Annotated in this window: 13 protein-coding genes; 9 read left to right on the top strand and 4 right to left on the bottom strand. The window is 45.9% G+C overall.

Annotation, left to right across the window (positions count from 1 at the left end; genetic code table 11):
• The first annotated feature begins 40 nt into the window (after window positions 1-40).
• On the top strand, window positions 41-1,150 hold the full coding sequence (dprA, locus tag IS446_RS03265; protein WP_203058563.1) for a DNA-processing protein DprA: 1,110 nt from the start codon (window positions 41-43) through the stop codon (window positions 1,148-1,150).
• A gap of 1 nt (window position 1,151) precedes the next feature.
• On the opposite strand, the gene trpS is transcribed toward dprA, so the two are convergent.
• Complete coding sequence (trpS, locus tag IS446_RS03270; protein ID WP_203058564.1) at window positions 1,152-2,120, bottom strand: tryptophan--tRNA ligase; 969 nt, start codon at window positions 2,118-2,120, stop codon at window positions 1,152-1,154.
• Between the two features lie 132 nt (window positions 2,121-2,252).
• Here trpS and IS446_RS03275 point away from each other — a divergent pair, with 132 nt between their 5' ends.
• The gene (locus IS446_RS03275; RefSeq protein ID WP_203058565.1) at window positions 2,253-3,008 is read left to right on the top strand and encodes a lysophospholipid acyltransferase family protein; all 756 of its coding nucleotides are present in this window, start codon (window positions 2,253-2,255) and stop codon (window positions 3,006-3,008) included.
• On the opposite strand, the gene IS446_RS03280 is transcribed toward IS446_RS03275, so the two are convergent.
• Together IS446_RS03280 and recA are read right to left on the bottom strand one after the other, a co-directional pair.
• Complete coding sequence (locus IS446_RS03280) at window positions 3,005-3,445, bottom strand: hypothetical protein (RefSeq protein ID WP_203058566.1); 441 nt, start codon at window positions 3,443-3,445, stop codon at window positions 3,005-3,007. The genes IS446_RS03275 and IS446_RS03280 overlap by 4 nt on opposite strands.
• 270 nt (window positions 3,446-3,715) lie before the next feature.
• Window positions 3,716-4,723, bottom strand: a complete 1,008-nt coding sequence (gene recA / locus IS446_RS03285) for a recombinase RecA (protein WP_203058567.1) — start codon at window positions 4,721-4,723, stop codon at window positions 3,716-3,718.
• 232 nt (window positions 4,724-4,955) lie between these two features.
• Between recA and trhO the strand changes: the two genes are divergently transcribed.
• The 7 genes from trhO to IS446_RS03320 all read left to right on the top strand — a co-directional run bounded on the left by trhO (window position 4,956) and on the right by IS446_RS03320 (window position 12,217).
• Window positions 4,956-5,987 carry an oxygen-dependent tRNA uridine(34) hydroxylase TrhO gene (gene trhO, locus IS446_RS03290; protein WP_203058568.1) on the top strand — a complete coding sequence of 344 codons (1,032 nt, stop codon included), beginning with the start codon at window positions 4,956-4,958 and terminating at the stop codon, window positions 5,985-5,987.
• Between the two features lie 113 nt (window positions 5,988-6,100).
• Window positions 6,101-7,468, top strand: coding sequence for a PSP1 domain-containing protein (locus tag IS446_RS03295; protein WP_203058569.1), 1,368 nt, complete (start codon window positions 6,101-6,103; stop codon window positions 7,466-7,468).
• Entirely contained in the window at window positions 7,461-7,937 is a 477-nt protein-coding gene (locus tag IS446_RS03300) for a gliding motility lipoprotein GldH (RefSeq protein WP_203058570.1), read from the top strand. Before IS446_RS03295 ends, IS446_RS03300 begins: the two co-directional genes overlap by 8 nt.
• A gap of 16 nt (window positions 7,938-7,953) precedes the next feature.
• Window positions 7,954-10,296, top strand: coding sequence for a penicillin-binding protein 1A (locus tag IS446_RS03305; RefSeq protein WP_203058571.1), 2,343 nt, complete (start codon window positions 7,954-7,956; stop codon window positions 10,294-10,296).
• A 144-nt stretch (window positions 10,297-10,440) separates the two neighbouring features.
• Window positions 10,441-11,142 (top strand): CoA transferase subunit A, encoded by a 702-nt coding sequence (locus IS446_RS03310; RefSeq protein WP_203058572.1) that lies wholly within the window; start codon window positions 10,441-10,443, stop codon window positions 11,140-11,142.
• A gap of 1 nt (window position 11,143) precedes the next feature.
• Window positions 11,144-11,800: a 3-oxoacid CoA-transferase subunit B gene (locus tag IS446_RS03315; RefSeq protein ID WP_203058573.1), complete on the top strand. Its 657-nt coding sequence runs from the start codon at window positions 11,144-11,146 to the stop codon at window positions 11,798-11,800.
• Window positions 11,801-12,076: 276 nt separating this feature from the next.
• On the top strand, window positions 12,077-12,217 hold the full coding sequence (locus IS446_RS03320; protein WP_203058574.1) for a hypothetical protein: 141 nt from the start codon (window positions 12,077-12,079) through the stop codon (window positions 12,215-12,217).
• A 226-nt stretch (window positions 12,218-12,443) separates the two neighbouring features.
• Here IS446_RS03320 and IS446_RS03325 read toward each other — a convergent pair whose 3' ends face one another.
• The gene (locus IS446_RS03325; protein WP_203058575.1) at window positions 12,444-13,055 is read right to left on the bottom strand and encodes a DinB family protein; all 612 of its coding nucleotides are present in this window, start codon (window positions 13,053-13,055) and stop codon (window positions 12,444-12,446) included.
• Window positions 13,056-13,188 lie beyond the last annotated feature (133 nt).

The raw sequence follows: 13,188 nt of genomic DNA on the forward strand, positions 1-13,188 counted from the left end.
CTTACCCACCCCCGCTTTGAACGGTCTAAAAATCAGTTTAATGGAGTATTCTAAAGAGTTAATTTTTTTATTGGCATTGCAAAATGTCAAGGGGTTGGGCGACCTTACCGCGAGAAAGCTCATCGCTGCCTGTGGCAGTGCAGAGGCGGTTTTTAAAACGTCGCCTTCGTCACTTCGGTGTATTGAGGGTGTGAGGCCTTTTATCATTCAAAAGCTATTGGATCCGCAACATCTGCGCGCTGCCGAATCTCAACTTGTCGCCATTCAAAATTCCGGACTAAGGGTGGTCACGTATATCGATGTTGATTTCCCCGATCGGTTAAAACATTGTCCGGATGGACCCTTGTTGCTGTTTGTAAAAGGAGAGGCCGATCTTAGGGCGAGGAGAATGATCAGTGTCGTGGGTACGCGCAGACTTACCCGGGGAGGACGTGAATTTTGTGAGCAGTTCATCGAAGCGTTGGCGCCTTTGGAGCCAACCATCGTTAGTGGGTATGCCTACGGTGCCGATATCTGTGCACACAGGGCTGCTCTGGATCAAGGATTGCAGACCATAGCGTGTATGGCTCATGGTCTGGATACGACCTATCCTTCGGCTCACTCCCGGTTTAATGAGCAAGTCATGGCGAATGGCGGATTTATCACCGACTTCTGGCTTGGGGTAATGCCGGAAAGAGATCACTTTCTGCGCCGTAACCGGATCATAGCCGGAATTTCGGAGGCTGTGGTTGTTATCGAATCGGCCGAAAAAGGAGGTAGCCTGGTAACGGCCGATATCGCTAATTCGTATGACAGAGAAGTATTCGCAGTGCCCGGCAGACCATCAGATACATACAGTCGGGGATGCAATATGCTTATCAAGGCGCAAAAGGCGCATTTGCTGGAGAGCGCTGCCGACCTTGCGTTTATGTTGGGTTGGGATCCTGAAGATCGCAAGGTGTCTGCACCTGTACAAAAGCAACTTTTTCCGGACCTTGATCCCGTTGAAGAAACGGTTTTTGCTACTTTGAGTAGTGGCGGGAAAATGTTATTGGATCAATTGGCCTTTTCTTGTGAAATTCCCGTACACAAATTGTCATCGACACTATTGTCGATGGAGATGAAAGGGGTGGTGAGGCCTCTTCCGGGAAAATTATACGAACTAACCTGATCTAGTATCCCATTTTTTCGCGCACACGATCGAGCACGCCATTGGCTACGGTCGAAGCTTTGGCAGCACCCGCAGTAAGAATGCGGTCTACTTCTTCAGGGTTTTCCATGTAGTGGTTAAATCGTTCTCTTTCCTGGGCGAATTTTTCCAGGATAAGTTCGTAAAGCGCTTGTTTGGCATGTCCGTATCCAAATCCGCCGGCAAGGTATTTTGCCCTCAGGTCTGCTGTTTGCTCTTCAGTGGCCATAAGCTGAAACAGTGCAAAGACATTACAGGTGTCCGGGTCTTTGGGGTCTTCCAGAGGGGTGCTGTCTGTGGTAATGCTCATTACCTGCTTACGCAGCTTTTTGTCTGGAAGAAATATGTTGATGATGTTGTTGCGGGATTTACTCATTTTTTCACCATCGGTTCCAGGTACGAGTTTGGTGTTTTCCTGTACACGTGCCTCGGGCATCACAAAGATCTCACCCACTTTGTTGTGAATTCTTGATGCCACATCCCTGGTCATTTCAAGGTGTTGTAGCTGATCCTTACCTACAGGTACATATTCTGCGTCGTAAAGAAGGATGTCGGCTGCCATTAACATCGGATAGGTGAATAATCCGGTGTTCACATCATCCAACCTGTCGGCTTTGTCCTTAAAGGAGTGTGCCAGGGTTAGTCTTTGATAAGGGAAATAGCAGCTCAGGTACCAGGTGAGCTCGGTGGTTTGCGGTACATCACTCTGACGGTAAAAAACGGTCTTTTCAGTATCCAATCCGCAGGCTAGCCAGGCAGCAGCAGTAGCCAGGGTGTTTTCCCGTAGCGTTTCGCCCTCTTTGATCTGGGTGAGCGAATGTAGGTTGGCAATAAAGAGAAAAGAATCGTTATTTGGATCTTTTGCCATTTCTATTGCCGGGATGATCGCTCCCAGTAAATTGCCCAGGTGGGGTACCCCGGTACTTTGTATACCTGTAAGAATTCTTGCCATTTTAATCAGATTTGATACTAGACGCGCAAAGTTAAGTATCGCGACACACATTAAAAACTGCCAACCCCATATTTATTGGGGTGATTTGATTTATTCGTTTATGTTTGTAGCTCCCGCGACAAGTTAATACCTATGCTAACCCTCTTAAGAAACCTGTTTCTCGTTTTTTATCGCGTTTGGTTCTACGTGCTGGTAGCTGTGCCTATCATTCTGTTTTTCCCTGTACTGTTAGTGTTGAGTTCGTCAGAGCGTTTGTATCCCCAGTTCTTTTGGGTTGCCCGAAATATTTGGGCAAATATCGTGCTCTACGGGATGGGCTTTGTGCCGAAGTTTGAAAGGGAAGAGGTTATGGAGAAGGGAAAGAGTTATATGCTGGTGGCCAATCATACATCGATGACCGACATTATGCTTATGCTTCGTGCAAGTAAGAACCCTTTTGTGTTTGTTGGAAAGAAAGAATTGGTAAAGATCCCGGTTTTCGGATTTTTCTATAAAAGGGTTTGTATTATGGTAGACCGGTCTTCGGCGCGTAGTCGAAGTGGGGTCTACATACGGGCACAAAGGCGACTAGGTCAGGGATTGAGTGTGTGTATCTTTCCCGAAGGTGGTGTGCCGGAAGAAGAAGTGGTGCTCGATGTGTTTAAGGACGGCGCGTTTAAGCTGGCCATCGAACATCAAATACCTGTGGTACCTATGACCTTTTACGATAATAAAAAACGATTCCCGTGGACCTTTTTTAAGGGTGGCCCCGGGAAGTTGCGGGTGAAGGTCCATCGCTTTTTGGCTACCTCAGGATTGGACCTGTCTTCAAGGCAGCAACTTAAAAAGGAATGCCGCGAACTTATTTTGAATGATCTGCTAGAAGATGCTGCCGGCAATCATACTTAATTGGAGCGGGCTACCGGTACTTCGTAAATAAGGAATTGTTCTTCGCCATTCTCATCTTGACCGGCATAGAATTTAAACACATAGGTGCCGGTAAATAACACTTGAAAATTAAAATAGGCGTCGGTATTGCGTGCATCGTATTCCTGGCAATCTGTTCGGTCCAGCACTGCAGCAATCGGATAAATAGTCCTTTCGGTCATGGTGTCACCGGTTTGTTGAAAATCAAAGCCTTCAAAGAAATGGCAATTACTCGGTAGCCTCATGTCTACATAAATGCGGTAGGTACCGCCTCGAACAAATGAGGTGGGCAGATCTGCGGCAACTACTTCCAGGGCCTCCAGGTAATATCTCGTGCCGTCATCATCGTCATTATTACAACTATGAAGCGATAATGCAAGGGCACTAAAGAGGGTGAGCACCAAAAATTTCTTCAGCATGTTCATCGTCTTCGTTTTTTAAGGATTCTTAATCCAATATAGGTAAAGTTCTCAAAATAAGCGCCTTGCAATGATGTTAAAATCAACAGGGGTGAAGGGTTGTACTTTTATAGATACCAGGGAGTGGCTTCCCCTTTTGTTGGCAAGTTGTTGTCATAAAGATTGTGACGGGTTGGTTGTTGCTTTCTTTAGAATGCGATTAGTGCATAAAAAAATACCCTCAGAAGGTGAAGCACTTCCTGAGGGTATCATATGATAGATTAGTTGGTTTTATTCCTTAAGCGCGTTGATCGCTTCCCTGATCTTCTCTTCGAGTTCTTCAAGAAGTTCCGGGTTATCCTTGAGCAGGGTTTTTACCGCATCGCGACCCTGGCCAAGTTTGGTGTCTCCGTAGCTAAACCATGAACCGCTCTTTTTGATGATATCGTACTCGACACCGAGATCCAGGATCTCCCCGATTCTGGATATCCCTTCTCCGTACATGATGTCGAATTCTGTAGATTTAAATGGCGGAGCCACCTTGTTCTTTACTACTTTAACACGGGTTTTGTTACCGGATACATCTCCCGAAGTGTCTTTGATCTGTGTAGATCTGCGAATATCCAGACGCACAGAGGCGTAGAATTTAAGGGCGTTACCTCCCGTAGTGGTTTCAGGGTTTCCGAACATCACTCCGATCTTTTCCCTCAGCTGGTTAATAAAGATCACGGTACACTTGGTCTTACTGATGCTCGAGGTAAGCTTTCTCAATGCTTGTGACATAAGTCGTGCATGAAGTCCCATTTTAGAGTCTCCCATTTCCCCTTCGATCTCGCTCTTTGGAGTAAGTGCAGCAACAGAGTCAATGATGACAATGTCGATGGCTCCCGAACGGATCAGGTTATCTGCGATCTCCAGAGCTTGTTCCCCGTTGTCAGGCTGGGAAATGATGAGGTTGTCGATGTCTACACCTAATTTTTCTGCATAGAAACGGTCAAAGGCGTGTTCCGCATCGATAAAGGCGGCGATACCACCTGCCTTCTGAGCTTCGGCAATAGCGTGGAGTGTTAGCGTGGTCTTACCGGAAGATTCAGGTCCGTAGATCTCAACGATCCTTCCTTTTGGATATCCTCCTACGCCTAATGCGATGTCCAGTCCGATAGATCCGGTAGGGATCACTTCTACATCCTGAACTACGCTGTCTCCCATTTTCATTACGGCACCCTTACCATAGGTCTTATCGAGTTTGTCAAGGGTAAGTTTCAGTGCTTTTAATTTCGCATCTTTTTCCGAGCTCATGTACGGTGTGATTTAATTTTGTGAATGGTGCTAAAATACTATTTATTTTTTATCGGGCAATCAGAAAACAAGGAAAAATTATGGAAAATATCCACTTATAAGGAAATAATCCAAACACACAACGTACTGAAAACCTTTAGTGTAGAGGTGAAATGCGGTGTGGAATGATTTTCAGGAGGGTTAAAAATGCCTTATTTTTGCAGCTGAAAAAGAATTAAAATTAACGTATAGCATGCAACTGTACAATAAACTAAGCGCAGAAGAGCGCCGGGAATTGATCGAACGCGCCGGGGAAGACCGGTTGACCATCTCCTTTTACCAATACGCGAAGATCGAAGATCCTCAGGAATTCAGGGATGCCCTTTTCATGGCCTGGAATGCCATGGAGGTGCTTGGGCGTATTTACGTAGCACACGAGGGTATCAATGCCCAGCTCTCGCTGCCGGCAAAGAATTTCGAAACCTTTAAAGACCATCTTGACGGGATTTCCTTTTTAAAGGATGTACGTCTTAATATCGCTATCGAACAGGATAATTTTTCCTTCCTTAAGCTTAAGGTCAAAGTGCGCCATAAGATCGTGGCAGACGGACTTAACGATAGTACTTTTGACGTGACCAATATCGGGGTGCACCTCAATGCCGAGCGTTTTAACGATATTATAGAAGATCCTAACACCGTGGTTATCGACATGCGCAATCATTATGAGAGCGAGATCGGACATTTCAAGAATGCGTTAACTCCCGATGTAGATACCTTTCGTGAATCCTTGCCCATTATCGAAAATGACCTTAAAGAGCATAAGGACGACAAGAATCTCGTGATGTATTGCACCGGAGGAATTCGTTGCGAAAAGGCCAGTGCCTATTACAAGCATAAAGGCTTTAAGAATGTTTATCAGCTCGAAGGCGGGGTGATCAATTACTTCCGACAGGTAAAAGAGCAGGGGCTTGAAAATAAATTTATCGGGAAGAACTTCGTTTTTGACGAGCGCCGGGCAGAGCGTGTTTCCGACGACGTGATCGCCCATTGTCACCAGTGTGGTAAACCTTGCGATACGCATGTGAATTGTGCTAACGATGGATGCCATTTGCTTTTTATCCAATGCGACGACTGTGCTCAAGCCATGGATAATTGTTGCTCGGATGAGTGTAAGGAGATCATTGCCTTGCCTTTGGAAGAACAAAAACGACTACGAAAAGGGAAGGATAACGGCAATAAGATCTTTAAAAAAGGTCGGTCTGAAGCGCTTCCTTTTAAGAAATAGTTGGTTTTCGTTGTCAGGAAATAATCTTATCTTTACGAGATAGTAAATTTAATTATGAACTTTCTCCGGAATGACCGGTAAGCGGGCATTTTCGGATCAAGATATATAGATATATGGGTTGTAGCAGTTGTTCAACCGGTAAGGATGGACAACCTCGTGGCTGTAAGAACAATGGTACTTGTGGCACCGATGGTTGTAATAAACTTACTGTTTTTGATTGGCTTTCCAATATGACACTCCCCAATGGTCATGAGCCTTTTGACTGTGTGGAGGTCCGTTTTAAAAATAGCAGAAAAGAATTTTTTCGGAATACAGAAGGGTTAACCCTTTCCATGGGTGATGTGGTGGCTACTGAGGCCAGTCCCGGCCATGATGTGGGTATCGTAACCCTGGTCGGAGAACTGGTAAAGGTGCAGATGACCAAAAAAGGGGTGAAACCCGATGACCCTGCCCTGCCAAAAGTTTACCGAAAGGCTTCTCAAAAAGATATCGATATCTGGCAGGAGGCCAGAGACCGTGAAGCTGCTGTGCAGAAACGCTCGCGGGAGATCGCTATCAGGCTTGGCCTGGAGATGAAGATCTCTGATGTGGAGTTTCAGGGAGATGGTTCTAAGGCCACATTCTATTACACGGCAGAAGGGCGTGTAGATTTCAGACAGCTTATTAAAGATATGGCGCGTGCGTTCAATACGCGAATCGAAATGCGTCAGATCGGTTACAGACAGGAGGCTTCGCGTCTGGGGGGCATTGGTTCCTGCGGGAGAGAACTGTGTTGTTCGACCTGGCTTACCGATTTCCGATCGGTTAATACCGCCAGCGCCAGATACCAGCAATTGTCCCTCAACCCGCAAAAGCTTGCCGGACAATGCGGTAAGCTGAAGTGTTGTCTGAACTATGAGCTGGACGCCTATCTCGATGCTCTTAGGGAGTTTCCGAAACAGGATATTAAACTAGATACCGAAAAGGGGCTAGGGGTTTGTCAAAAGATCGACATCTTTAAAGGGCTTATGTGGTATGCCTATGAAGGTGACTGGGCGAAATGGCATATGCTATCTGTAGAGCAGGCTAACAAGGTCATAGCGAAAAACCGTGAAGGTGATAAAGTAGCCAGTCTTGAAGATTTCTCTTTAGACCTTCCCGAACAAAATAAAAAGGAATTTGAGAACGTTGTAGGTCAGGATAGCCTTACCCGTTTTGATCGTCCGAAAAGACGTAAAAAAGGTGGTCGACCTAATAAAAAACGTCCTGCATCAGGTAAGGGTGGAAATCGTCCTTCAGCCGGAAAGGATGGAAATCGTCCTTCAGCCGGAAAGGATGGAAATCGGCCTGCATCAGGTAAGGGCGGTAATCGCCCGAAAAAACAAAAGTCCGCTCCGAAAGCTCAGTCTGCCTGGAATAAAGAAGGAGGTAATAAAGGGGCGGCTCCTAAAGGGAAAGGCAACAGAAAACCTAATAATCGCAGAAATCCCCGAAATGCTTAAATACACCGTTTTGATCGGCCTTCTCCTCACGCTGTGCAGTTGCAGCAATAACAAGGTCGAATTCGCAGATTACAGTAATTTACCGGACGGGTGGGAAAAGGATAAAGCGGTGAGCTTTACATTTAAAGCACCCGATACCATTAACACCTACGATGTATTCATTAACCTTCGTAACGATGAGCGCTATCCCTTTAGCAATCTTTTCCTGATCGTGAATATGGAATTCCCGGATGGAAAGGTGATCACTGATACGCTGGAGTACGAAATGGCAAAACCCGATGGGGAATGGCTGGGACAAGGCTTTACCGATCTTAAAGAGAGTAAGCTGTGGTATAAGGAGGCTGTTCGCTTTCCGGATACCGGAAGCTACCGCATGGAGATCTTTCACGCCATGCGTAAGAACGGAAATATCGATGGGGTAAGATCCTTAGAGGGTGTTACAGACGTAGGTATATCAGTAGAAAATTAAGAATAGGATTTGATCTATGGCGAAGAAAGCTGCTTCAAAGAGTAAGAAAAAAACACAGGGATTCAGAAAGTATATCGGTTGGTTTTGGCGTTTGTTCGCCTTGGGTGTTCTCTTGATCGCAGGAGTGTTTGCCATGGCTGCCTATGGCTTTTTTGGACCGCTGCCTACTTTCGAGATCCTGGAGAATCCGCAAACTAATCTCGCCTCAGAGATCATCTCTTCAGATGGTCAGACCCTTGGGAAATACTATCTGAGTGATAACCGTACCCCCGTGCCCTTTGAAGAGCTTCCAGAGGAATTGGTAAATGCGCTGATCGCAACAGAAGACGAGCGATTTTATGACCACTCGGGTATCGATGCCAGAGGAACATTGAGAGCAGTGGCTTTCCTGGGAACTAAGGGAGGTGCGAGTACCATTTCTCAACAGTTGGCAAAGCAGCTTTTTACAGAACAGGTTTCGGCCAACATCAGAGAGCGTATCCTGCAGAAGATCAAAGAATGGATCATCGCCGTACAGCTTGAAAAGCAATATACGAAGCAGGAGATCATCGCGATGTACTTCAATATATACGACTTTAATAATAACGCCGACGGAATTCGTTCTGCGGCGAGGATCTATTTCGGGAAAGAACCAAAAGACCTGAAGATCGAAGAGTCGGCCATGCTTGTGGGAATGTTTAAGAACTCGGCCCTTTATAATCCGCGCCGTAATCCCGAAGGTGTAACCAACAGGCGAAATGTGGTGTTAAGCCAGATGTATAAGAACGATTTTATCGATGAGCGCACTAAGGATAGCCTTCAGGCTATTCCCCTGGAGATTGACTACCATCCGGAATCTCACAGCCAGGGTACGGCAACCTACTTTAGAATGTATCTCCAGGACTGGCTTAAGAAATGGGCGGCTGAAGAAGAAAACCGTAAGCCTGACGGATCAAAGTATAATATTTTCCTTGACGGATTGAAAATATTTACCACTATTGATTCGCGCATGCAAACCTATGCCGAAGATGCGGTTAATGAACATATGCCTAGATTACAGGCAGAATTTTTTCATCAAAACACCAAAAAGCGCAACCCCTCCGCTCCCTTCCAGGACCTTAGAAAAGGGCAGATCGACACGTTGATGCGTGTGACCATGAAGCGCTCGGAAAGATGGCGTCATATGAAATACGACCTTAAGAAAGAAGATAAGGAGATCGAAGCTTCTTTTCATGAACCTGTTCCTATGGAGGTCTTTTCATGGGAAGGAGAGATCGATACCGTGATGACGCCGTATGATTCGATCAGGTATTATAAATATTTCCTGAGAACGGGAATGATGTCTATGGAGCCTCAAACAGGACACGTAAAAGCCTGGGTGGGTGGTATTGATTATCGTCACTTCCAGTACGACCAGGTAAAACAAGGGAAACGCCAGGCCGGTTCGACCTTTAAGCCTTTTGTTTACGCTACAGCGATAGACCAGTTACACCTTTCGCCCTGTGATGAGTACCCCGACCTTCCTACATGTATCGAAGCCGGAAAGTACGGTAACATGGAGGCATGGTGCCCTGAGAATTCCAATAGTAAATTTAGCGGGGAGAACCTTACCTTGAAGCAAGGCTTAGCGAACTCGATCAACTCTATTACGGCAAGACTTATGGATATGGTAGGGCCTGAACCTGTGGTGAGGCTCATCAAAAAGATGGGAGTTGAGGCCGATATTCTGGCAGTGCCTTCCATCGCGCTAGGGACACCGGATATTTCCCTTTACGAAATGGTAGGTGCCTATGGTACTTTTGCCAACCAGGGGGTTTATGTGAAACCTGTTATGATCACCCGTATTGAAGATAAGAATGGAACCTTACTCTACGAATACGTTCCGGAAACTAAGGACGTGCTGAGTCCGGAGATCGCCTATGCGACCGTGAATCTTATGAAAGGCGTTACCGAGTCAGGGTCCGGAATGCGATTGAGGCATACCACCCTTGGTGAAGTGCCGGTATATAAGGAGATCATTACCGGTTATCCTTATGGGTTTGAAAACCCTATTGCCGGGAAGACCGGAACAACCCAAAATCAAAGTGACGGATGGTTCATGGGTATGGTGCCGGACCTCGTTACGGGAGTTTGGGTCGGAGGAGAAGATCGTGCGACGCACTTCGCCGGGATCACCTACGGTCAGGGAGCTTCAATGGCATTGCCTATTTGGGGACTGTATATGAAGAAGGTTTATAATGACGAAACCCTGTCGGTTTCTCAGGAAGATTTTGAAGCGCCGGAAGAACTTACCATTCGCGTGGATTGTGATTCCTTGCCGGAAGCTGAAGTGGACAGTATTCCTAAGGTGAAAAAGCCAAAGATCGAGATCGACTTCTAGGGGATATGCTTTAATAAGCGGGTTCTCGTTTTCATTATTGTATTTTTTTGTACCCTTTTATTGATTATTCGTAATTTTCAGGTTAGAACAAAACCAACATCGTTGCGGTAGCGATACCGACAGCGATCACAAACACTGAAAATTATGATCAAAAAAAAGGTGCCCTCTGCTGTGGAAGCTCTTAAGGGAGTTGAAAGCGGTATGACCCTTATGCTCGGCGGATTCGGACTCTGTGGGATCCCGGAGAACAGTATAGCCCGGCTGGTGGCCTTGGGCGTTAAGGACCTTACCTGTATTTCGAACAATGCCGGTGTCGATGACTTTGGACTCGGCTTGTTATTACAAAATCATCAGATCAAAAAAATGATCTCTTCATACGTTGGGGAGAATGACGAGTTCGAACGGCAAATGCTTAGTGGTGAACTCGAAGTAGACCTTATCCCCCAGGGAAGTCTGGCGGAACGTTGCCGGGCCGCCCAGGCCGGTGTGCCTGCATTTTATACCCCTGCCGGTTATGGCACCGAGGTTGGTGAAGGGAAAGAAAGTAGGGAATTCAATGGGAAGATGCATATCCTTGAGCATGCCTTTGATGCCGATTTTGCATTTGTAAAAGCCTGGAAGGGCGATGAAGCCGGCAACCTGATCTTTAAAGGTACAGCGCGTAATTTTAATCCGGTAATGTGTGGGGCTGCCAGGATCACTGTTGCGGAGGTCGAAGAGCTCGTCCCTGCCGGAGAACTGGATCCTAACGCCATACATATTCCGGGGATCTTTGTGCAACGCATCTATCAGGGTGAGCGCTACGAAAAGAGAATCGAACAACGAACCGTAAGAAAACCAGCATAACATGAGCCTTACAAAAGATCAAATAGCACAACGCATTGCCAAAGAAGTTAAAGATGGCTATTATGTGAATCTGGGGATCGGAATACCTACCCTCGTAGCCAATTATGTTCAGGAAGATATCGCTGTAGAATTCCAAAGTGAGAATGGAGTATTAGGCATGGGACCCTTTCCTTTTGAAGGGGAGGAAGACGCCGATGTGATCAATGCCGGGAAACAAACCATTACCACCCTGCCCGGAGCTTCATTTTTCGACTCTGCCATGAGCTTTTCCATGATCCGTGGCCGTCATGTCGATCTTACCATACTCGGAGCCATGGAGGTTGCTGAGAACGGGGATATAGCCAATTGGAAGATCCCCGGAAAGATGGTAAAAGGTATGGGGGGAGCTATGGACCTGGTCGCTTCAGCAGAGAATATCATCGTGGCTATGATGCATACCAATAAGCGGGGAGCGTCTAAATTGTTGGAACGCTGTAGCCTTCCGCTAACCGGGGTAGGCTGTGTGAAAAAAGTAGTCACCAATCTGGCCGTCCTGGAGATTCGGGACAATGCCTTTATTTTGAAGGAACGTGCACCAGGTGTTAGCGTGGAAGATATCGTTAAGGCTACTGCCGGTACCCTTGTAGTGGAAGGGGATATTCCCGAAATGAAGTTTTAATCTACCCCTGAGACAGTATATAAAAGGCCCGTTTGGGTCTTTTTTTGGGTTAGGCGTGCATTTCATCGAAAAAAAAGTGTTTTTCGTCGAGGATGTAGGAAAATTACATATGTTTGTTACAGAAAATGATTTGAACGTTCTTTCAACATATAAGGAGTGGTAAATGAGTGGTTTGCAACAAAATACCTCCGGTTGGCAACATTAATTATGAGAACCTGAGGTTGCTGCATACTTTTATACCTCCTAAATGTCTAACCTGCTTTAAACTACTATGCTATGCGAAGATATTCTGAAGCCTACCGGAATGTTGTTTCCAGGTTCCGTAATGAACTGAAAGCCCTGAATGAGAATTTAGCGTCGATCCTGGAATTGAGTAAAAGTTTGATGTTAGTTACCAAAAAGCTATTCATGTTCTGATTGCCCCTCAGAACGGCCCCAAACCCCGCTTTATTGGTGTAAAATCAAAAAGAGGCGCAAATTTAGATTTGCGCCTCTTTTTTTGTTTTAAAACGGGTTGTATGTTGATGTCTTCCGAGTGTTCTTTTTCCCGGTATTTTTAATTTTATGGACCTGTGTGCCAAGCGAACTAAGAAATGCCTTAAACGCGCTTTACTTAGCTTCTGTGGGACCTGTTTTAATTTGTTCAGGAACCGGGAAAGTTGGGGTGATTCATGATCTCAGAGATCTGATCATTGTGTCGCATCTGGTGCCCGGCTCCAAAGAGCAACATCTGGTAGGTGTCTATAGGGCCAAATGGCAGTTCGGCGTAATGGTTTCGGAGGTCACTATCTGTTTTTCTGATAAATTTCTCGGTATCCTTTCGCGCCTGTTTGAAAGCTTTGAAGGTTTCTTTGGTGCTGGACCACTTGTTTGATGGTTCCAGGGGTGCTGAGGTCTTCACCTTTTGACTCCTGTCGGTGATCATATTGTACAGGGTCTTATCGTCGAAGCTTTTCTTGCTGGCTTTTGAAGGGTCGGCGGGAGTTTCCAGCGACTTATTAAGCATATCCATGAACATGGTTTCTGAAAGCGCCATGTGTTCTATGCAGTCTGCAATAGACCAGCTGTCTTCTGAGGGTTTAAAATTTAATTGTTCAGCCGAAAGTCCTTTGACATAGTCAGATGTTTGCGACATGGCCCGGTCATAGAGGTTTAGTGCGCGTTTACGCTCTTCTTTACTTATGGTTTGCGCTGCAGCAAATGTGATGGTGAGCAACAGGGTAAGCGTGAGTGTTCGTGTGATCAGTGTTTTCATGATTGTTTATTTTAATTAGGTAAAGCTACGAATTAATCGCTTCAAAACATTGAAAAACAGATAGTTAAGGATTAACCGGGAGTGACTTTGGGAATTTCGGGCCATAAAAAAAGCCCGATTTAAAAACGGGCTC

Source organism: Robertkochia sediminum, from assembly GCF_016786255.1.
GTDB classification, from domain to species: domain Bacteria; phylum Bacteroidota; class Bacteroidia; order Flavobacteriales; family Flavobacteriaceae; genus Robertkochia; species Robertkochia sediminum.

Bases quoted from the DNA above. Each gene is read 5' to 3' on its own strand.
- IS446_RS03325 (WP_203058575.1), bottom strand. From the start codon at position 13,055: ATGAAAACACTGATCACACGAACACTCACGCTTACCCTGTTGCTCACC.
- IS446_RS03295 (WP_203058569.1), top strand. From the start codon at position 6,101: ATGGGTTGTAGCAGTTGTTCAACCGGTAAGGATGGACAACCTCGTGGC.
- IS446_RS03320 (WP_203058574.1), top strand. From the start codon at position 12,077: ATGCGAAGATATTCTGAAGCCTACCGGAATGTTGTTTCCAGGTTCCGT.
- recA (WP_203058567.1), bottom strand. From the start codon at position 4,723: ATGAGCTCGGAAAAAGATGCGAAATTAAAAGCACTGAAACTTACCCTT.
- trpS (WP_203058564.1), bottom strand. From the start codon at position 2,120: ATGGCAAGAATTCTTACAGGTATACAAAGTACCGGGGTACCCCACCTG.
- IS446_RS03280 (WP_203058566.1), bottom strand. From the start codon at position 3,445: ATGCTGAAGAAATTTTTGGTGCTCACCCTCTTTAGTGCCCTTGCATTA.
- IS446_RS03300 (WP_203058570.1), top strand. From the start codon at position 7,461: ATGCTTAAATACACCGTTTTGATCGGCCTTCTCCTCACGCTGTGCAGT.
- trhO (WP_203058568.1), top strand. From the start codon at position 4,956: ATGCAACTGTACAATAAACTAAGCGCAGAAGAGCGCCGGGAATTGATC.
- dprA (WP_203058563.1), top strand. From the start codon at position 41: ATGGAGTATTCTAAAGAGTTAATTTTTTTATTGGCATTGCAAAATGTC.
- IS446_RS03305 (WP_203058571.1), top strand. From the start codon at position 7,954: ATGGCGAAGAAAGCTGCTTCAAAGAGTAAGAAAAAAACACAGGGATTC.
- IS446_RS03275 (WP_203058565.1), top strand. From the start codon at position 2,253: ATGCTAACCCTCTTAAGAAACCTGTTTCTCGTTTTTTATCGCGTTTGG.
- IS446_RS03310 (WP_203058572.1), top strand. From the start codon at position 10,441: ATGATCAAAAAAAAGGTGCCCTCTGCTGTGGAAGCTCTTAAGGGAGTT.
- IS446_RS03315 (WP_203058573.1), top strand. From the start codon at position 11,144: ATGAGCCTTACAAAAGATCAAATAGCACAACGCATTGCCAAAGAAGTT.